The sequence below is a fragment of the Pseudomonas sp. SG20052 genome, assembly GCF_031766055.1.
GTDB classification, from domain to species: domain Bacteria; phylum Pseudomonadota; class Gammaproteobacteria; order Pseudomonadales; family Pseudomonadaceae; genus Aquipseudomonas; species Aquipseudomonas mandelii.
The window spans coordinates 2,064,987-2,083,435 of the sequence record NZ_CP134498.1 but is presented as its reverse complement, the minus strand read 5'-3'; the positions used below and the strand labels follow the sequence as shown (position 1 = coordinate 2,083,435).

Annotated in this window: 18 protein-coding genes; 8 read left to right on the top strand and 10 right to left on the bottom strand. The window is 60.6% G+C overall.

The window, feature by feature from the left end; translation table 11 throughout:
- Nucleotides 1-153: 153 nt before the first annotated feature.
- A complete protein-coding gene (locus RHP74_RS09515; RefSeq protein ID WP_311099077.1) occupies nucleotides 154-888 on the bottom strand; it encodes an alpha/beta fold hydrolase in 735 nt (244 codons plus the stop codon).
- A 206-nt stretch (nucleotides 889-1,094) separates the two neighbouring features.
- Nucleotides 1,095-2,267, bottom strand: a complete 1,173-nt coding sequence (locus tag RHP74_RS09510) for an MFS transporter (RefSeq protein WP_311099075.1) — start codon at nucleotides 2,265-2,267, stop codon at nucleotides 1,095-1,097.
- 232 nt (nucleotides 2,268-2,499) lie between these two features.
- Here RHP74_RS09510 and RHP74_RS09505 point away from each other — a divergent pair, with 232 nt between their 5' ends.
- The 4 genes from RHP74_RS09505 to RHP74_RS09490 all read left to right on the top strand — a co-directional run bounded on the left by RHP74_RS09505 (nucleotide 2,500) and on the right by RHP74_RS09490 (nucleotide 6,784).
- On the top strand, nucleotides 2,500-3,288 hold the full coding sequence (locus RHP74_RS09505) for a glucose 1-dehydrogenase (protein WP_221108860.1): 789 nt from the start codon (nucleotides 2,500-2,502) through the stop codon (nucleotides 3,286-3,288).
- Nucleotides 3,281-5,107, top strand: coding sequence for a glycoside hydrolase family 15 protein (locus tag RHP74_RS09500; protein ID WP_311099073.1), 1,827 nt, complete (start codon nucleotides 3,281-3,283; stop codon nucleotides 5,105-5,107). The genes RHP74_RS09505 and RHP74_RS09500 overlap by 8 nt, the downstream gene beginning before the upstream one ends.
- A 326-nt stretch (nucleotides 5,108-5,433) precedes the next feature.
- Nucleotides 5,434-5,823: a hypothetical protein gene (locus RHP74_RS09495; protein ID WP_311099071.1), complete on the top strand. Its 390-nt coding sequence runs from the start codon at nucleotides 5,434-5,436 to the stop codon at nucleotides 5,821-5,823.
- A 58-nt stretch (nucleotides 5,824-5,881) separates the two neighbouring features.
- Nucleotides 5,882-6,784 carry an alpha/beta fold hydrolase gene (locus RHP74_RS09490; protein WP_169857422.1) on the top strand — a complete coding sequence of 301 codons (903 nt, stop codon included), beginning with the start codon at nucleotides 5,882-5,884 and terminating at the stop codon, nucleotides 6,782-6,784.
- Here RHP74_RS09490 and RHP74_RS09485 read toward each other — a convergent pair.
- Nucleotides 6,753-7,736: a GlxA family transcriptional regulator gene (locus tag RHP74_RS09485; protein WP_010458421.1), complete on the bottom strand. Its 984-nt coding sequence runs from the start codon at nucleotides 7,734-7,736 to the stop codon at nucleotides 6,753-6,755. The two genes, RHP74_RS09490 and RHP74_RS09485, sit on opposite strands and share 32 nt — an antisense overlap.
- Nucleotides 7,737-7,824: 88 nt before the next feature.
- Here RHP74_RS09485 and inhA point away from each other — a divergent pair, with 88 nt between their 5' ends.
- Nucleotides 7,825-8,502 carry an isonitrile hydratase gene (gene inhA / locus RHP74_RS09480; RefSeq protein ID WP_311099069.1) on the top strand — a complete coding sequence of 226 codons (678 nt, stop codon included), beginning with the start codon at nucleotides 7,825-7,827 and terminating at the stop codon, nucleotides 8,500-8,502.
- Between the two features lie 468 nt (nucleotides 8,503-8,970).
- On the opposite strand, the gene RHP74_RS09475 is transcribed toward inhA, so the two are convergent.
- Nucleotides 8,971-9,771, bottom strand: coding sequence for an aminoglycoside phosphotransferase family protein (locus tag RHP74_RS09475; protein WP_311099067.1), 801 nt, complete (start codon nucleotides 9,769-9,771; stop codon nucleotides 8,971-8,973).
- 7 nt (nucleotides 9,772-9,778) lie between these two features.
- Entirely contained in the window at nucleotides 9,779-10,267 is a 489-nt protein-coding gene (locus tag RHP74_RS09470) for an SRPBCC family protein (RefSeq protein WP_010458415.1), read from the bottom strand.
- Between the two features lie 273 nt (nucleotides 10,268-10,540).
- Here RHP74_RS09470 and RHP74_RS09465 point away from each other — a divergent pair, with 273 nt between their 5' ends.
- Entirely contained in the window at nucleotides 10,541-10,942 is a 402-nt protein-coding gene (locus tag RHP74_RS09465) for a lysozyme inhibitor LprI family protein (RefSeq protein ID WP_077748915.1), read from the top strand.
- A gap of 135 nt (nucleotides 10,943-11,077) precedes the next feature.
- Here RHP74_RS09465 and peaD read toward each other — a convergent pair whose 3' ends face one another.
- The 4 genes from peaD to peaA form a co-directional block, all read right to left on the bottom strand.
- A complete protein-coding gene (gene peaD, locus RHP74_RS09460; protein ID WP_010458411.1) occupies nucleotides 11,078-12,196 on the bottom strand; it encodes a quinohemoprotein amine dehydrogenase subunit beta in 1,119 nt (372 codons plus the stop codon).
- 24 nt (nucleotides 12,197-12,220) lie between these two features.
- Nucleotides 12,221-12,544 carry a quinohemoprotein amine dehydrogenase subunit gamma gene (qhpC, locus tag RHP74_RS09455; RefSeq protein ID WP_008027961.1) on the bottom strand — a complete coding sequence of 108 codons (324 nt, stop codon included), beginning with the start codon at nucleotides 12,542-12,544 and terminating at the stop codon, nucleotides 12,221-12,223.
- Nucleotide 12,545: 1 nt separating this feature from the next.
- Nucleotides 12,546-13,976: a quinohemoprotein amine dehydrogenase maturation protein gene (gene peaB, locus RHP74_RS09450; RefSeq protein ID WP_311099061.1), complete on the bottom strand. Its 1,431-nt coding sequence runs from the start codon at nucleotides 13,974-13,976 to the stop codon at nucleotides 12,546-12,548.
- 81 nt (nucleotides 13,977-14,057) lie between these two features.
- Nucleotides 14,058-15,638: a quinohemoprotein amine dehydrogenase subunit alpha gene (peaA, locus tag RHP74_RS09445; RefSeq protein WP_311099058.1), complete on the bottom strand. Its 1,581-nt coding sequence runs from the start codon at nucleotides 15,636-15,638 to the stop codon at nucleotides 14,058-14,060.
- A 345-nt stretch (nucleotides 15,639-15,983) separates the two neighbouring features.
- On the opposite strand from peaA, the gene RHP74_RS09440 reads away from it, so the two are divergent.
- Complete coding sequence (locus RHP74_RS09440; protein ID WP_311099056.1) at nucleotides 15,984-16,340, top strand: hypothetical protein; 357 nt, start codon at nucleotides 15,984-15,986, stop codon at nucleotides 16,338-16,340.
- Nucleotides 16,341-16,385: 45 nt separating this feature from the next.
- Here RHP74_RS09440 and RHP74_RS09435 read toward each other — a convergent pair whose 3' ends face one another.
- Complete coding sequence (locus RHP74_RS09435; protein ID WP_311099054.1) at nucleotides 16,386-16,640, bottom strand: DUF1652 domain-containing protein; 255 nt, start codon at nucleotides 16,638-16,640, stop codon at nucleotides 16,386-16,388.
- 274 nt (nucleotides 16,641-16,914) lie between these two features.
- Here RHP74_RS09435 and RHP74_RS09430 point away from each other — a divergent pair, with 274 nt between their 5' ends.
- A complete protein-coding gene (locus RHP74_RS09430) occupies nucleotides 16,915-18,405 on the top strand; it encodes an aldehyde dehydrogenase (protein ID WP_154911472.1) in 1,491 nt (496 codons plus the stop codon).
- Nucleotides 18,406-18,449 lie beyond the last annotated feature (44 nt).

The window sequence follows — 18,449 nt, the reverse complement described above, 5'->3', positions numbered from 1 at the left end:
GCACGTCGTCCCTATAAAACGAATGCAGACCGGAAAAATTAGCGAATGAGAACAAGTATCAGGCAGGAGGTAAAACGCGGGGTGTCAGAGGGGTAAGAATCATTGTGGGAGCGAGCTTGCTCCCACAGGGATTGAGTGACGCCCGGGATTGCGTCAGGCGCTGGCAGCCATGGCGTGCCGCCGATGGTGAACCTCAAGCTGATCCTTGATCACCCGCAACACCTTGGCTTCGTGCTCATGGATAAAGAAGTGCCCGCCCGCAAGCATGTCCACCGAAAAACTACCGTGGGTTTCCTTGCTCCAGCCGATCAACTGCTCGGTGGTGGCCCGATCATCCTTGCCACCGAGCACATGCACCGGGCACTTGAGCAAGGGACGCTGCTGCGGTTCGAAGCGCCCGCACAGCAGGAAGTCCGCGCGCAGGACCGGCAGTGTCAGGCTCATCAGCTCTTTATTGGCCAGCACTTCTTCGCTGGTGCCATTGAGGGTGCGCAGTTGATCGATCAATTCGGCATCGGTCCTGGGCTGGGCGAAGCCGCGATCGTAGTCGGCCCGCATGGTGGGTGCAGCCGTGCCCGAGGCGAACAGGGCCACCGGCTCCGGGCACCCCAGCGAGCGAAACGCATGGGCCATTTCACAGGCCACCAACGCGCCCAGGCTATGACCGAACAATGCGTATGGCGCCTTGAGCGTGGCGTTTTGTTCCTGGGCGAGTTGCAGCGCCAGGCGTCGCATGTCGGTGTGCAACGGCTCGCCATACCGTGCGCCACGCCCCGGCAGTTCCACCGGCTGCAGCGTGAGCCATTCCGGCAGCTTGCGCCGCCAGCGGCTGTAGACCATGGCGCTCGCGCCTGAATAGGGCAGGCACAGCAATGTCAGCTGGGTCACCGGGCTTACCTCGAAAAGTTGTCTATCAAGGGAACGGATGAGGCCGGCCTTGAATTAGTCCCAAGGTTGTAGAAGTGCCGAACACTGACATCGTGGCGAGGGCGCTTGCTCCCGCTCGGCTGCGCAGCAGTCGTAAAACGGGTTTTTTGGGGCCGCTTCGCGACCCAGCGGGAGCGAGCTCCCTCGCCACAGGTTCTGTGTTTCGCTTATCTCAGGTGGCGATAGCTTTGGACTGCGGAACCGAGGATCACCGCACCGGCAGCAATTGCCACCCAGAATCCACTACGGGCCCCAAATGCATCGATCAGCCAACCCGAACCGGCCGCACCGATTGCCACGCCAATACTCAACCCGGTGACCAGCCAGGTCAGGCCTTCAGTCAGTTTGGCCGGCGGCACGATGCGCTCCACCAACGCCATTGCCACAATCAGCGTCGGCGCAAAGAACAGACCGGCGACAAACACCGCCAGCGACAGCCCGAGAATGTTCGTCGCCAGCAGTAACGGCAGCGTGGTGACCGCCGTCGCCACCCCGCCATACAAGAACAATCGCGGCAGCGGCACTTTCGAGCGCAACGCCCCGAACGCCAATCCCGCCAGACAGGAACCAATGGCATACACCGACAACACAATGCTCGCTGCTGCCGGCTGGCCCTGCTGCTGGGCGAAGGCCACGCTGACCACATCCACCACGCCAACGATGGTGCCCATGGCGACCATCAACAGCATCAGCAATTGAATGTCGAGCGAACGGATAATCGAGCCCTGATGGTGTTCTTCATGGGGATGCACCGCCGGCTCGGTGTCCCGTTGCAGGACAAACGCCGTCACCCCGATCGCCAGCATCAGCAACGCCGCCAACGGACCGGCCTCGGGAAACGCCACCACGCACAAACCCACCGACAGCGGCGGCCCGACAATAAAGCAGACTTCGTCCAGCACTGATTCCAGCGCATAAGCGGTTTGCAGCTCCGGCTGGCCGCGATACACCTCGGTCCAGCGCGCACGGACCATCGCCGACATGCTCGGCATGCAACCGGCCAGCGCGGCGAACACAAACAACGTCCAGATCGGCGCCTGCAAGCGGGTGCAAAGCAACACCAGCAACAACGCCCCACCACCGATCAACGCCGAAACCGGCAGAACCCGGCCTTGACCAAAGCGATCCACCAGCCGCGAGACTTGCGGCGCACAAAACGCCGTGGCCAGAGCAAACGTCGCCGCCACCGCACCGGCCAGACCGTAGCCGCCTTGCAGTTGCGAGAGCATGGTGATCAGGCCGATGCCGGTCATGGAAATGGGCATGCGCGCGATCATCCCGGCCAGCACGAACGCTCGGCTGCCAGGGGCTTTGAACAGGTCGCGGTAGGGGTTGGTCATGGGGTGCGAGTCTCAGTCAGGGCGAGCAAGTTGCCATAAGGCGAACCGAGGGGAAAGCAGGCAATTGTTGGTTGAATGTGAAGGCCTCACACGTTGATCGTTCCCGCCGCTCGGCGTGGGAACGATCAGGTGTCATGCGGTCAGGTGACGAAACTTTCATGGTTCGACGTGAACTCTCGCCAGCCCCCGTCAGTCAGCTAATTAAGCCCTCACACTCAAGGCGCTCACACTGATGCAGATTTCCCTCGACCAACAAGTCGCCCTCATCACCGGTGCCAGCTCAGGCATCGGCGCAGGCGCCGCCAAGGCATTGGCCGCCGCCGGGGCCGCAGTGGTGATCAACTACCATTCCCAGGCTGAACCCGCCGAAGAACTGGCCCGGCAGATCAACGCTGAAGGCGGTCGGGCTATCGCCATCGGTGCCGACGTTTCCAAAGAAGAAGACGTCGAACGGCTGTTCGCGCTAACCCTCGAGGCGTTCGGTTCGCTGGACATTCTGGTGGCCAATTCGGGTATGCAAAAAGACGCCAAGGCGGTGGACATGACCCTCGCCGACTGGAACCAGGTGATCGGCGTCAACCTCACCGGACAGTTCCTCTGCGCCCGCGCCGCCCTGCGTATTTTCAACCGTCAGGGTATTCGCGAAGGCGTGTCCCGGGCCGCCGGCAAGATTATTCATATGAGCTCGGTGCACCAGCGCATTCCCTGGGCCGGCCACGTCAATTACGCCGCGTCCAAGGGCGGCGTCGACATGCTGATGCAAACCCTCGCCCAGGAAGTCAGCCACCAGCGCATCCGCATCAATGGCATCGCACCGGGGGCGATTCGTACAGACATCAATCGCGATGCCAACGAGGAGCAACTGCTCAAACTTATTCCTTACGGTCGGGTCGGTGAAGTCGAGGACATCGCCAACGCGCTGGTCTTCCTCGCCTCCGATGCGTCGGACTACATCGTCGGCACCACCCTGTTCATCGACGGCGGCATGAGCCTCTATCCGGAGTTTCGCGGCAATGGCTGATCATCATCCCGAGCGACAAAGCAACATCGACGCCCACGGCATCATCGGCGACATGCGCAGCGCGGCGCTGGTCAATGACAAGGGCAGCGTCGACTTTTTCTGCTGGCCGGAATTCGACAGCCCGTCGATCTTCTGCTCGCTGCTGGACACGCCCGAGGCAGGCATTTTCCAGCTATCGCCGGACTTGCCTGATGCGCGCCGCGAACAGATTTACCTGCCCGACACCAACGTGCTGCAAACCCGCTGGCTGAGCGAGCGCGCCGTGGTCGAAGTCACCGACCTGCTGCCCATCGGCGACAGCGAAGATGATCTGCCGGTGCTGATGCGCCGGGTCCGGGTGGTCAGCGGCCAGGCAACGTTTCACATGCGCTGCGCCGTGCGGCATGACTACGCTCGCGCCAGGACCCACGCACGCATGGATGCCAAAGACGTGGCATTCGAGGCCGATGATCAGCCCTCTCTGCGCCTGGCATCGGATCAGACCTTGCGTATCGACGGCAACGCGGCCGTCGCTGAATTCACCCTCAAACAGGATCAGAGCGCGGAATTCCTGCTCGGCGGCATCGACGACCCGCGTTTCAACAAAGGCGCGGCCGGGTTGTGCCTGGAACGCACGCTGAAGTTCTGGCGCGACTGGAGCGGTCAGTCCAACTACCGTGGTCGCTGGCGGGAAATGGTCAACCGCTCAGCCCTGGCCCTGAAGCTGCTGACCTCGCGCAAACACGGCGCGATCCTCGCTGCCGCCACGTTCGGCCTGCCGGAAACACCCGGCGGCGAACGCAACTGGGACTACCGCTACACCTGGATCCGCGACGCCTCGTTCACCGTCTACGCGTTCATGCGCCTGGGCTTTGTTCAGGAAGCCAACGACTACATGCGCTGGCTGCGCGGGCGGGTCAGCGATTGCCACGGCAAACCGATGAAACTCAACATCCTCTACGCCATCGACGGGCGCCAGGAACTGCCGGAAACCGAGCTCTCGCACCTGTCCGGCCATGGCGGCGCGACGCCGGTGCGCATTGGCAATCAAGCGTATGACCAGGTCCAGCTCGACATCTTCGGCGAGCTGATGGACGCGGTGTACCTGGTCAACAAATACGGCGACGCGATCTCCCATGAAGGCTGGAAACACGCCGTGGGCGTCGTGGATCAAGTCTGTGAAACCTGGCAGCAAGAGGATGTGGGCATCTGGGAAATGCGCGGCGAACAGCATCACTTTCTGCACTCGCGACTGATGTGCTGGGTGGCCCTGGACCGGGCCATTCGACTCGCCTCCAAACGCTCCCTGCCCGCGCCGTTTTCCCGCTGGGACCAGACCCGTCAAGCGATCTACGCCGACATCTGGGACAACTTCTGGAACGAAGAACGCGGGCATTTCGTGCAGTACATCGGCGGCACCACGCTGGATGGTTCGATGTTGCTGATGCCGCTGGTGCGCTTCGTCAGCGCCAAGGATCCGCGCTGGTTATCGACCCTCGAAGCCATTCAGAAAACCCTGGTGCGCGACGGCATGGTCTACCGCTATCGCAACGAAGACAGCCAGATCGACGGCCTCAGCGGCACCGAAGGCGCCTTTGCTGCGTGTTCATTCTGGTACGTCGAATGCCTGGCCCGGGCAGGCCAGGTGGAAAAGGCGCACCTGGAGTTTGAACAATTGCTCAGGTACGCCAACCCGCTGGGCTTATACGCCGAAGAGTTCGACAGCCATGGGCGACACCTGGGCAACACGCCGCAAGCGTTGACGCACTTGGCGCTGATCAGCGCGGCCAGCTTTCTGGATCGGAAATTGAGTGGGGAGAAAAATTACTGGCAGCCTTGAGTCCGCGTTGCCCCTATCGCGAGCAGGCTCGCTCCCACAGAATTTGTGTCAAATACGCTATTTGTGAACGACACAAAACCTGTGGGAGCGAGCCTGCTCGCGAAGACGTCATCAGCCATCGCACAGGACTGGCTGAATACCCGCGAAAAAAGTGAGCGGTAGGGTCCAGACTCCTACAACCATTAAACAAACCTGCCCAATCACCCGAAACCGCTCATTCCAACAGCCCGAAAACGTTTGTTGCCAGCCGTTACATCCCCCCCTACCATCCACCGTCAACGGGTGCAGCGGAGCTGCCCGATAAAACCCGAATTCAAGGAACCAGAATGAGCCAGCGTATCCACCGCCCCATCGACACCCCTCTGCGTTCAGGCCTGAACCGCGATGAACTGTGGGAGGCCCCCGACAAAGGCCTGATCAAATGCTGGGAGATCGGCCGCCAACGCGCCGCCCGTTTCCCCGAACTCGCCCAACGCTGCCTTGCCGGCGAACTGCCGGTGCTGGGCTGGAAAGGTGGCGTCAGCCGCAGCCTGAAGAAACTCGAAAAGTACGGATCCCTCAAATACCTGGCCCAGTGGCAGGGTTTGCGTGGGGAGGATCTGGATGTTGATCTGGGTGAAGAGCGGCCTCTGACGTGTTCGCGGACGAGGATGGTGGTGACGTTTACGCCGGACCGGTCGAAGTACTTCAATCAGGTGGCCGAAGTCGAAGTCTGAGTTGGCGGAACCTGGTCTCTTTGCATCCTCCGTCTGACAAACACCTCTGGAGTGTCCGATGAACACTGAAGCGTTGATCCAGAACATCAAGACCCCGACGTTGACGGTCGCCTACGAAGAACACGGCCCTGCCACCGGCGACCCGATCCTCCTCCTTCACGGCTTCCCTTATTCCCCACGCGGCTACGACGAAATCGCCCCGGCCCTTGCCGCTCGGGGCTACCGCGTTATCGTTCCGTACCTGCGCGGCTACGGCCCGACCCGCTTCAACAGCCCCGACACCCTGCGCTCCGGCCAGCAAGCCGCCCTCGCCCAGGATCTGCTGGACTTGATGGACGCGCTGGCCCTCCCGAAGGCCGCCCTTTGCGGCTACGACTGGGGCGGTCGGGCGGCGTGCATCGTCGCGGCGCTTTGGCCGGAGCGGGTTCGCTGTCTGGTGACGGGCGATGGCTACAACCTGCAGAATATTCCCGGCTCCACCCAGCCACAGGCCCCGGAAACCGAGCATCGCCTCTGGTATCAGTATTACTTTCACACCCCGCGCGGTGTCGAGGGCCTGACGAAAAATCGCCGGGACTTGTGCGAATTGCTCTGGAAATTATGGTCACCGACCTGGGCCAAAGGCCCTGAGCGCTACCCACTGAGCGCGCCGGCCTTCGACAACCCGGATTTCGTCGAGGTGGTGATTCACTCGTACCGTCACCGCTTCATGTACGCGCCAGGGGACCCGGCACTGGCGTGGATGGAAGAAGCGCTGACCCGGCAACCGTCGATCAGCGTCCCGACGATTTCCCTGTGTGGTGCCGACGATGGCGTCGGACCGGCCGAGGAGATTGATGAGGACATTGAACATTTCTCTGGGTTTTATGAGCGGCGAGTGCTGGCGGGCGTCGGCCACAACATTCCCGAAGAAGCACCCGAAGCGACGCTCAAGGCATTACTGGATCTGCTTCAGCGCTGACAGAAAACCGCTCGCGATAGGCTTGCGGCGTTACGCCCATGGCCCGCAGAAAACTGCGGCGAAGCGTTTCTTCACTGCCGAACCCGCACTGCACCGCCACCCGTTTGATCGGCAGACCGGTATCACTGAGCAAGCGTCGCGCGGTCTCGACCCGGATCAGCTCGATGGCCCGCGCCGGCGTCTGGCCGGTGTCGGCGCGGTAATGGCGAACGAAGCTGCGTTCGCTCATGCCGGCCTGCAAGGCGAGTGTCGGAATGCCCAGGTCCATGGTGAGATTTTCGCTGATCCAGGCATGAAGTTCGTCGAACCGGCTGCCTTCCTTTTGCAGAGACAAGGTCACGCTGAACTGCGACTGACCGCCCGGGCGCTTGAGGAACACCACCAGTTGCCGAGCGACGTCCAGGGCCATGGTGCGACCGAGATCCTCTTCGACCATCGCCAATGATAGATCGATGCCGGCCGTAACGCCGGCCGAGGTCCAGACCGGGCCGTCATTGATAAAGATCGGGTTGGGCTCGACCCGTAACCGGGGATGTTTCTGCGCCAATTGCTCGCAACGGGTCCAGTGAGTCACCACACGCCGACCGTCAAGCCAACCACTGGCCGCCAGCAAGAACGCCCCGGTGCACACCGATGAAACCCGCCGACACGCCGTCGCCTGTTCACGCACCCAGGCCACCAGCGACTCATCCTCCGCCGCCGCGTAGACACCCCAACCACCGGCGATGATCAAGGTGTCGCTGCCTTGCTCGGGCAACGGCTCGGCTAACAGCGCCAGCCCCGCCGACGACATCACCACCCCGCCACCGTTGGCAATTACCGTCGGCGCGTAGGGCGCCGGCAAGCCTTGTTGACGGGCGATGTCGTTGGCCGAGGCAAACACCTGCAACGGCCCGGTGACGTCGAGCAATTGCACATTGGCGAACGCGAGCACATGAATGGTTTTTGGCATATTGGCGCAATTCGTGGGGTTATTGGCGTATACGCCAGATCCTACGAGCCTAAAGTGAAGCCGTCCACCCACTTCATGAGAAAACACCATGACGTTGCAGATCGGTTTTCTGTTGTTTCCACAGGTTCAACAACTGGACCTCACCGGCCCTTACGACGTGCTGGCCTCGCTGCCGGACGTGAAGGTGCATCTGATCTGGAAGGACCTGGTGCCGGTTACTTCGAGCACCGGGCTGGTGCTGAAGCCAACCACGACCTTCGATGATTGCCCGCCACTCGATGTGATCTGCATTCCCGGGGGCAGCGGCGTCGGGCCATTGATGGAGGATGAGCAGACATTGGCGTTTATCAAGGCCCAAGCGGCTAACGCGCGTTATGTCACGTCGGTGTGCACCGGCGCGCTGGTGCTCGGCGCGGCCGGTCTGCTGAAAGGCAAACGCGCGACCACGCACTGGGCTTATCACGAATTGCTGGGGCCTTTGGGGGCAATACCGGTGAAGGACCGCGTCGTGCGCGACGGCAATCTGCTGACCGGTGGCGGGATTACCGCAGGGATCGATTTTGCCCTGACCCTGGCGGCCGAGTTGTTCGATAAGGACACGGCCGAGCTGGTGCAGTTGCAGCTGGAATACGCCCCGGCACCGCCGTTCCAGTCCGGCAGCCCCGAAACAGCGCCGCCGAGCGTATTGGCAGAAGCGCATCGGCGGGCGGCGCCATCCCTGCAGCAAAGGGCGCAGATCACTGGACGGGCGGCGTCCAGGCTGTAGCAGTACTTTTCGACAGGCGAAAAAAAACCCGCTTCGGCGGGTTTCTCAAGACCATTTTCGACATCCTGTCGGCAGCCATCCTGGCCAATGGTCGATCATCCCTGATCCTGAGCACTCCCTGTGCTTCAGTTGATGGATCCAGAATAAGCGCAATGGTGAAGCACCAAAAGACGACATACCCGTCAGCAGGTGTAAGCCTTTGACCATAAGATCAAAAATCCACACGAACACTACAGTTTTCAAAAGGCGAAAAAAAACCCGCCGAAGCGGGTTTTCCCAAGACCATATCGACTCCCTGTCGGCAGCGAATCCTTGCTAATGGTCGATCATCCGTGATCCTGGAGCACTTCCTGTGCTTCAGTTGATGAGGCTAGATTACGCTTCGGATCCAATGTGCAATAGACGACATAGCTACCATCGCGTGTAAGACATTCGCTATACCCGCCCTTCCGAAAACCCTTAGACGCGTCAGCCAATCAGCATGAAAGCCGCGAGTTCAGCGGCCTGCAGCTGACCTTGCGCCGCAAGCTCATCCTTATCCTCGAGAAACCAGGCCGCCGACAACCCGGCAAACCCCAACACCCATTGCAGCAGCCGTTGACGCTCCAGCCCCGCGGCCTGAGCCACGACCTCGATCTGTTTTTTGAAGCGCTGCGGATCATTAGCCGTCGGCAAATCGGGATTGCAGATCAAGTTGGCGTAGTCGAACCCGCGCTCGCCGATCACCCGCTTCGGATCGATAGCGAGCCAGCCTCGCGGGCCGAAATCCAGAACATTGTCGTGATGCATATCGCCGTGCAAAACCACCACATCCTGCGGCTCGGCGAGCAACGCTTCGGCGGCTTTCAGACTGAGCAAGTAAGTGCCGCCCTGCTGTTCGGCGGCCATGCGCAAGGAAGCGAACCATGACCATAAGGGAATCAGGGGCGGCGGCGATGATGAACGCGGGGCGTGTAAACGAGCCAGCGCTGTGCACAGTATCCGGCTGGCCTCGTCATCCTGGCCGTTGAGCGCCATGTGCATCAGCGATCGATCGCTCTCGGCACGTTCCAGCACCAACGCATCGCCATGATGAGCGTAAACCCGCGCGGCGCCCTCGCCGTCCCACCAGGTCATCAGCAGATTGCCGAACTTTTCCTCGGCATCGACGGCGACCTTCAATATGGCCGGCAACTCACCCATCCGTACCGGCAGCAAACGACTGCCGGGCGTGATGATCGGTTCGCCGTCCGGCACCAGGGCCCAGCGTTTCAACCAGGTTTCAAACATGCAGCCTTTACTCTTCCTGACGCTCGTGAGCCTTGGCGCCGGTTTTCAGAAATTCTTCGATATTGCTCATCTGCTCATCCCAGCCACGGCTGTCCATACGGAACGCCTTGAGCCTGCGCGTCTGCGGGATGTGATCAAAACCGGACTCGGTGACCTTCAGCAACGTGCCCTCATCCATGTCTTCGAGCTCGAACTTCACCAGCGTGGTGGGTTCCTGGGAATAATCGGTGTCCGGCTCCACCGCATAGGGATGCCAGCGAAACGAAAACACCCGCTCCGGCTCGACCCGCTCCACCAGCACATTCCACAGCAGGTACTCATAACCCGGGTAAGTAATCTGCCCCTGCGTCCATTCACCGGCGACAAAGCGCTTGCCCTCCAGCGCCACGCCAAACCACTGCCCGAAGGCCTCGGCATTGGCCAGCACGCGCCACACCTGCGAGCGCGGTACTTTGAGCAGGATTTTCCTTTCGATGCGATCTGATGCTGGGTTCATAAGTCACCTCCTGTACTGAACAGTAGGCCTGTAAGACCACAAGACCAACCTTAAAGTTGTATCAATGGGGTGTTGTTATCAAGCATGTCTGAAATATTCGGCTGCATTTTCAGAGGGAAGTTCTGGCTCGCAGCCGAATGCCTGGCACAGTACGCGGACCGTTGACGCAGGCAAGCCCCTTGGCTAAAGAGGTTACACCTGACTTCGTTATTGGTTGGCCACACCCTTCGCTACACTGCATCTCAACGTTTACCCATCACAGCGAGAATCACTATGCACCCACGCTTCCTCCTGGCCCTGACCCCTTTGCTGTTCACCACCGTCGCCCACGCGGCGGACTGTGACAACGCCACCGACCAGGCCACGATGAATCAATGCGCGGCGCAGCAGCACAAGGCGGCGGACAAAGAGTTGAATGCGCTTTACCAGCAGATCACCCAGCGCTTGAAGAGCAACCCGGACAGCAAAAAGCTGCTGCTCGGGGCACAGCGTTCGTGGATTGCGTTTCGGGATGCCGAGTGCAAGTTCGCGAGTGCCGGGGTGGAAGGCGGGAGTGTGTATCCGCTGATCTACAGCAACTGCGTGACTGAATTGACCAAGGCGCGGGTGGAGACTTTCAAGAATTATCTGAAGTGTCAGGAAGGGGATATGGGTTGCCCGGTACCTGGGGTGTAACACCTCGGTGATGCTGAGGGCCTCTTCGCGGGCAAGCCTCGCGCCTAAAGGTTCGCAGTGATCGCACTATTGGGTGCGAGGCGACCGTGTAGGAGCGAGGCTTGCCCGCGAAGGCGTCAGTTCAGACGCCACACGTTACCGGACAAATATCTGCGCCGTCGTGATCGCCATATCCCCCCCCGGCAACTTGATGTTGCCGATCTGCTTCATGCTCTCCGGATCAAAGATCGCCACATCATTAAACGTCCCCGCCAGGTAGATCTTGCTGCCGTCCTTGTTGAAGGAAATGCAGTAGTAGGAATGATCCAGCGTTGCCGCCTGGAGCATTTTCTTCTCCTTGATGTCGTACTTGGCCAGGCGGTTGAGCACGCCGAACATCAGGTTCGGATCCTTGGGCGAGCGCATGCCGCTGAAGTAGATTTCCGTCAGAGGGCCGAAGTCGGTGGTTTCGGTCTTGCCGGTTTTCAGGTCGATGCTGAACAGCCCGTAGAGGTATTCAGCGGTGGCCGGATCCTGTTTCTTGTCCTTGAATTTCGCGGCGGTGTAGAGCAGCGAGAAATCATGGCGATAGGTCTGCTGGTTCCACACGTAAAGCACGTCCGGCGCGCTGTAGTTCGCCCGCTTCCAGTGACGACTGGGGATCAGCACGTCGAACTTGCCGGTCTTCACGTCGACCTTGTAGACATCCGCCCCCGCCACGTACAGCGTGCCGTCGTCACCGCTCTGCATGATGGTCAGCTGCCGTGGCGCCGGGAAACTGCGCACGGGTTTGGCGTCCAGGCCGGCGTCGGTAGCGTAGACATCGAGCCGCGGCTGTTGCACTTCGTAGCGGTCGTTGAGCATCAACGTCGGGTTGGCGATGGCAAACAGTTCCTTGCCGTCGTGGCTGAGGGTAAAGGCAAACATCGACTTCGCTTTCTCCCCAGGCTTCTGGGTGATGCTGGCGTGGAACACTTGCTTGCAGCTGTCCAGCTCGACGCCGTAGACATCCGCGTAGTGATTGTTCAGCACGTAAGCGGTCTTGCGATCCGGCGATAACTGCACAGTGCCCGGACCGAAGGCGTCCGGCATCTTGCAGGTCTTGAACAAGGTGTCCGTCGCCAGGTCGAGCACGTGCAGGTTGTTCGGGTAATTGGTGGTCACCATGTACTCGTGACCCGCTTGTAATGCAGTGTTTTCATCGGCCAGAACGTTGATTGAACAGACGCTCAGGACGGCGAACGCGGCCAGGCCGCAGGCTTTAATGCGATGCATGCTGGAATCCTTCTTCATGTCCGATCACTTGTCTTTCGGGAAGACAGTGCCGAGGTTGCGCCAGTTGTCGTTGGACGCCTGGGCATCCTTGTTCCAGTCCGGGTAGGTGCTCATCATGTCGGGCACCTGGGCAGGCCACCAGCAAGGGTCGGAGCAGCCATACAGGTCGGCTTCCATCGGCTGGCACAGCGACGACACCCCGCCAAACGCATCGATTTCCCAACCCGGGTCAGTGGTCGAGGCACAGCCCGCGACAGAGCTCATCGCCACCACTTCTTCGATACGGTTTTCGGCCGCGGCCTCATCCAGTTTCAACGCTTTGTTATTGATTGCCTTGAGATGTTTCATATCAGTGAGCCTTGCGCGGAGTGATGTAGCTGCTGATAAACGCAGGGTTGTGGGCCATGATCCGGGTGTAGACCTCGATGCCGAAGTCGACCCAGTCACGCATCAGTTCGCAGTAGTGATAGGTCGGGTGGGTCGGGTCGCCGTACCGGGCGTAACTCTCGTGGTAGCAGCCGCCGGAGCACAGGTTGCGGATCTGGCAGTCTTCGCAGCCGGTGTTGGTACGGTCCAGGCGCTGGGAAAGGAAGTCATTCAACTCCACCTGTTTCACACCGCTGTGGACGTTGCCGAAGGTCGGCAGTGACGAACCGGTAAAGCGATGACACAGGTTCAGTTCGCCCTTGTGATCCACTGCCAGCATCTTCAGGCCCGCGCCGCAAGGCAGGGCTTTTTTGTGACCTTCGTGGATGTCGGTGATCAGCTGGTGCAGATTGGAGAAACCGATGTTGCGGTGTTCCAGAGCCGCTTCCAGGTAACGCCGACCAAGTCTCTTCATGCTGGCGAAGACTTCGATCAGCTCGTCGCTGGACAGGTTGAAGGTGCTGATGTCACCGGAGGTCACCGGGGCGAAGCCGACCTCGGCAAAACCCAGTTCGTTGAACAGGTGATCCCAGATGGTTTCGACGTCGGTGACGCCGGTGGTCAACGTGACCCGGGCACCCACCGGACGACTGCTGTAGCGCGACAGCAGCATCTCGGCCTTGCGCCGCACCACGTCGTAAGTGCCCTGCCCGCCCACGGTGATTCGGTTGCGGTCGTGCACGGTTTTCGGTCCGTCGATACTGACTGACAGGCCAAAACGGTGGGCATTCAGGTAGTCCACGGTCTCTTCGGTGAGCAGCGTCGCGTTGGTGGTCATGACGAACTCGACGAACTTGCCCGCCTCGCGGAAGCGCTTCTCGCAATAGTCGACCATGTACTCGATCAGCTTGCGATTACTCAGCGGCTCGCCACCGAAAAACACCACGGTGAAGCGCTCTTCATCCGGCGATTCGCGCAGCAGCATTTCCACCGACGCGACGGCTGTTTCGACGTCCATTTTCTTGCCGGCCGAGGGCTTGTCGAGGTCTTCCTTGTAGCAGTAGGTGCAGCTCAGATTGCAGCCGGTGTTGACGTTGAGCACCACGGTATTGATCGCCGTGCGCTCGACCCGTTTGGTGCCGATGTCCGGGGTCAGCGGCGAGCCGTCGCTGACCAGTTCCAGGGACATCAGCTCGCGCAGGGTCTCAGTGATTTCCTCGCCGTTGAAACGCGATGCCAAGCGCTGGATCAGGTCCTCCGACGAACAGCCGGGACCGCGCAAGGTATCGATGATGGTGCCCGTCAGCTCATCGCTGGCGAACAGCGAACTGCTGGGGATATGAAACAGCATGCGGTCGGCATCGACGTGCACTTCGTGCAGGTTCCGTTCGACCAGATTCAAAATAGCGCCCATTGCAACCTCCTGTGCAAACCCCGTTTAACGGGGCCTGCGGTCATTCCGAAAAAGTGTCTGAAGCCTGTGGTTTCAGCCAACTCATGGAATGGGTGGATTGTTCCAGCGTTGCACGGTGACGATCATGTGGCCTTCGCCGGTCAGGGATTTCCCTGCGTCGTCGACGGCGGCGATCACCTTGAGGTTGCCGGCATTGTTGGTGGACATCTTGCGTTGCGGGTTCGGCCCGGCATCGCCCGGTGTGAACACGCCGCTGTCGGCCTGCATGGTGCCGGCGAACTTGACGTCTTCGTCTTCCTTGGCGCGATCGTCGAAGGCTTCGACCGACCACTGCGCCGGGAACACGCCGATGCGATACGGCTTGCCATCTGCACCCTTGCCCCAGGCTTCGGCATCGAACCGGCCCTGGACTTTCGGCGTCGAACCACCGCCCTCGCCGATCCGTGCCACCGAGAACTCGGGCACGACTTTGACTTGGTTGATCTTGCTGTAGACCGACAGGGTCGGGCCTTTCAGCGTGCCAACGGTGACGTTGCGCAGCCCCGGCTGGGCGTTGGCGGCCGCCTTGAGTTTGACCTTGATGCGATCAGGACTTTGCTCGACGACTTCCACCACCTCCACGCCTTTGCCGAAGTTCGGTTTACCGGTGAGACCGCTGCCGATCAGGGTCACTTCCGTTTCGGTACCTGCCTTCAAATAACCCGGCTGCACCGCCAGCAAACGACTGCTGCCGTGTTTGGTGGCGACGAAGTCCAGACCGCGCTCATCGTGCTCGGCCTCGAACATCCGCCCCTGCATGGCATTGCCCTGGGCCGCGAACACCTGGCGCATGGTCACGCCGTCGATGGTCACGTTGCCGCGCCATTCGTAACCGGTGTAGAGAATCGCGCTGCCCTCGCCATTGAACGGGCTGCCGTCGGCGTATTGGCCTTTGACGCCGACCTTGAAGGTGTCGCTGCCATCGGCGGTGACGTTCATCACGCCGGCCAGTTCGCCTTTACCCGGCAAGTGGCCGCTGAAGCTCCAGTCGCCGACCAGCGACTCGGCTTTCGGCGCGCTGCCCAGCCATTTTTTCCAGGCCGGGTTGTCCAGCGGGTAACGCTTGGCCAACAGCGGCACCATGTCTTTTCGAGCCAGGTCGAACCAGTCGCGGTCACGAGACAGCGCCTGGTATTCCAGGGACGGCCATTGGCCGAGGTGGAAGTTCACCAGGCGCTCCCATTCCTGGGCCGGACGCCGTTGCAGGGCAACCCGCGCACCGGAGTGGCAGCGGCCGCACATCTGGCTGGTCTGGTCGTCGAATTTCTCGACGGTATTGAGCCGGCGCTCCAGCGCATAACGCACGCCATCGGTTTCACTCGGCGCCAGGCCTTGGGTGTCGGCCAGGTATTTGACCAGAGTGCGGCGGTCGTCATCGCTGATCTGCAAACCGTGCATGGTCTGCATCCGGGCGATGCTCATCAGCCAGCCTTCCGGGGTTTTTCGCTGGTGGCTGATGCGGCTCAGGGCATTGTCAGCTTCGGGGGTGTGACAGCCCTGACAGGTTTCCTTGAGGATGGTCTGGGCGTCGCGGGCTGCCAGGCTGTATGGCGAATGCAGCGCCACACACGCGGCCACGGCCAGCAGACTGGCGCTCAGGCCTGATCGGAGTCTTCTCTTCATCAACGTCGAACCTCGCACAGTGCTTTCTTATTTTTGTGGCTTATCGTTTTTATGGTTTCTGCCGTCGGCGGCGCAGCGCTGACGGAGGCAAGAGAAACGTCTGCAATGAGCAATACACGGAGCGTGCCAGCTTGCCGATAGCCTTTTTTATCAAGCAGTTACACGAAGACAAGGCCCGCGAATCGAGGTTGGGCGGGTTCGCCTGCGTCTAATATCGCGACAGGTGTTGCAACCTGAGACAAGCATAGATGCCCCGGTCGGAACAGTTCATCGCCCGACGATTGACGGCCATTGCAGGCGGGTGCGAAATGGTGATTCACCGATTGCCAGTCAGGGGAAAACAAGATGGCAAGCATCACTGTCCTGGCGGGGGACTTTCTGCAGGGTGATGGAGAGTACAGAGACGGCGTTTTTACCCTTAGAACGTCGCTTCACCCGTGGCCCGGCATCACCCTCCCGCTCTCAGCGTTCAAGCGTGTGGAAGTCGCTAACCAGGAATCGATCAACAACATCAAGGACGCCATCGGCTTCGGCGTGGCGGGCGCGATGTTGCTGGGCCCTATCGGCGCGATTGCCGGGTTCATGCTCGCAGGCAAGGAAACCGAAGTGACCTTTCTGGCGACGCTCAATGATGACAAAAAGCTGTTGGCTGCCGTAGATGGCGCCACGTTTCAAGAGATTTCGCGGAAGATCCATTCCTGATCCGCCACTTCCCCGCAACACTTGCGTGTTGCGGGGGACGCCGGCTCAACTGGCCAATGTCGAGGAAATGCTTTTATGAGCCTCGATTTTTTGCTGAATATCCGCCACAAGTACAGCAATGTCATGGGGACTGTTCAAGTTCCATATGGGGACGTTAGTGGCGATCAGTTCCACTTTTCCTGTCATGCAGTCACAGACCCGGATCGTCATGGACTGGTCTGCCTCCATGACGCATGTGCACACAGCGGGCAACATACTGTGTTCAATGATGTTTTGAATTTCCAGGGTTGAAAGGAACATCGTTACCTCCCTCACGCCAGATGGTTGGCCGGATGAACGGACCATCGCTTCATCCACCGAGCCAGAAAATTCTAGTCTCCTAAAGTGGGTGTCTCAAGGTCGCAGCAGGTCGCTCGTCGTCTCATAGTTGTCGCAATTTGCAACAACCCCCTCTGTGTCCGCTGTTCCCATGAGCCGCCAAAACCCCGCCGACCAAGGGCGTCCCTGCCTTTCTTGGCACTTGGCACAGCCATTGCGAAAGCCTCCGTTCTCACGAACAACAAGAGGTCTCGCCATGCCCCTCCCTTATTTGCTTCCCGCCACCTCGGCGTTCATCCAGCGCGCCCCGCGCATGCTTATCGGCGGTGACTGGGTCGAGGCCGCCGACGGCCAGACCATGCCCCTGCACAACCCGGCCACCGGTGAAGTGCTGTGCGTCGTGCCAAGGGCAACGCCCGAGGACGTCGACCGCGCCGTGCTGGCCGCTCGTCAGGCCTTCGATGATTCGACCTGGACCCGCACCCGCCCACGAGAGCGGCAGAACCTGTTGTGGAAACTCGCCGACCTGATGGAACGCGACGCCGAACTACTGGCGCAACTGGAATGCCTGAACAACGGCAAAAGCGCAGCGGTGGCCCAGGTGATGGACGTGCAGTTATCCATCGACTTCCTGCGCTACATGGCGGGCTGGGCGACCAAGATCGAAGGCTCGAGCGTTGAAGTGTCGTTGCCGCTGATGCCCAACGATCAGTTCCACAGTTTCATCCGCCGCGAAGCGGTAGGTGTGGTGGGTGCCATCGTTGCCTGGAACTTCCCGCTGCTGCTGGCCTGCTGGAAACTCGGCCCGGCCCTGGCCACCGGCTGCACCGTGGTGCTCAAACCCGCCGACGAAACCCCGCTGACCGCGCTGAAACTGGCCGAACTGGTGCTGGAAGCCGGGTACCCGGAGGGCGTGTTCAACGTGGTCACTGGTACCGGCATCACCGCAGGCTCGGCGCTGACCCACAACCCTCTGGTGGACAAGCTGACCTTCACCGGCTCCACCGCCGTGGGCAAGCAGATCGGCAAGATCGCCATGGAGTCCATGACCCGTGTCACGCTTGAACTGGGCGGCAAATCACCAACCATCGTCATGGCCGATGCCGACCTGAAAACCGCCGCAGCCGGGGCCGCCAGCGCAATTTTCTTCAATCAGGGCCAGGTGTGCTGCGCCGGTTCCAGGCTGTATGTGCAGCGCAAGCATTTCGACAATGTGGTGGCGGACATCGCCGACATCGCCAACGCCATGAAACTCGGCAACGGTCTGGACCCAAGCGTCGAGATGGGGCCGCTGATTTCCGCTCGCCAGCAGGAACGGGTGTACGGGTACATCGAAAAAGGCCGGGAAAGTGGCGCGACCATCGCCTGCGGCGGTGAGCAGTTCGGGCCAGGGTTTTTCGTCAAGCCGACGGTGATTGTCGATGTCGACCAGAAGCACTCGCTGGTGCAGGAAGAGATCTTCGGCCCGGTGCTGGTGGCGATTCCGTTCGATGATGAAGCCGATGCGTTGCGCATGGCCAATGACAGTCCTTATGGGCTGGGCGCGAGTATCTGGTCGAACGACCTGGCGGCGGTGCACCGGATGATTCCGCGAATCAAATCGGGGTCGGTGTGGGTCAACTGCCACAGCGCGCTCGATCCGGCGTTGCCGTTTGGCGGGTACAAAATGTCCGGGGTCGGGCGGGAGATGGGGTATGCGGCGATTGAGCATTACACCGAGTTGAAGTCGGTGTTGATCAAGTTGTAATAGCGCCGTTCTTCGCTGATCGTTCCCACGCTCTGCGCGGGAAC

Excerpts from the sequence above, each read along its gene's own strand:
- RHP74_RS09510 (WP_311099075.1), bottom strand. The coding sequence starts at position 2,267 with ATGACCAACCCCTACCGCGACCTGTTCAAAGCCCCTGGCAGCCGAGCG.
- RHP74_RS09505 (WP_221108860.1), top strand. The coding sequence starts at position 2,500 with ATGCAGATTTCCCTCGACCAACAAGTCGCCCTCATCACCGGTGCCAGC.
- RHP74_RS09500 (WP_311099073.1), top strand. The coding sequence starts at position 3,281 with ATGGCTGATCATCATCCCGAGCGACAAAGCAACATCGACGCCCACGGC.
- RHP74_RS09495 (WP_311099071.1), top strand. The coding sequence starts at position 5,434 with ATGAGCCAGCGTATCCACCGCCCCATCGACACCCCTCTGCGTTCAGGC.
- RHP74_RS09490 (WP_169857422.1), top strand. The coding sequence starts at position 5,882 with ATGAACACTGAAGCGTTGATCCAGAACATCAAGACCCCGACGTTGACG.
- RHP74_RS09485 (WP_010458421.1), bottom strand. The coding sequence starts at position 7,736 with ATGCCAAAAACCATTCATGTGCTCGCGTTCGCCAATGTGCAATTGCTC.
- inhA (WP_311099069.1), top strand. The coding sequence starts at position 7,825 with ATGACGTTGCAGATCGGTTTTCTGTTGTTTCCACAGGTTCAACAACTG.
- RHP74_RS09475 (WP_311099067.1), bottom strand. The coding sequence starts at position 9,771 with ATGTTTGAAACCTGGTTGAAACGCTGGGCCCTGGTGCCGGACGGCGAA.
- RHP74_RS09470 (WP_010458415.1), bottom strand. The coding sequence starts at position 10,267 with ATGAACCCAGCATCAGATCGCATCGAAAGGAAAATCCTGCTCAAAGTA.
- RHP74_RS09465 (WP_077748915.1), top strand. The coding sequence starts at position 10,541 with ATGCACCCACGCTTCCTCCTGGCCCTGACCCCTTTGCTGTTCACCACC.
- peaD (WP_010458411.1), bottom strand. The coding sequence starts at position 12,196 with ATGCATCGCATTAAAGCCTGCGGCCTGGCCGCGTTCGCCGTCCTGAGC.
- qhpC (WP_008027961.1), bottom strand. The coding sequence starts at position 12,544 with ATGAAACATCTCAAGGCAATCAATAACAAAGCGTTGAAACTGGATGAG.
- peaB (WP_311099061.1), bottom strand. The coding sequence starts at position 13,976 with ATGGGCGCTATTTTGAATCTGGTCGAACGGAACCTGCACGAAGTGCAC.
- peaA (WP_311099058.1), bottom strand. The coding sequence starts at position 15,638 with ATGAAGAGAAGACTCCGATCAGGCCTGAGCGCCAGTCTGCTGGCCGTG.
- RHP74_RS09440 (WP_311099056.1), top strand. The coding sequence starts at position 15,984 with ATGGCAAGCATCACTGTCCTGGCGGGGGACTTTCTGCAGGGTGATGGA.
- RHP74_RS09435 (WP_311099054.1), bottom strand. The coding sequence starts at position 16,640 with ATGTTCCTTTCAACCCTGGAAATTCAAAACATCATTGAACACAGTATG.
- RHP74_RS09430 (WP_154911472.1), top strand. The coding sequence starts at position 16,915 with ATGCCCCTCCCTTATTTGCTTCCCGCCACCTCGGCGTTCATCCAGCGC.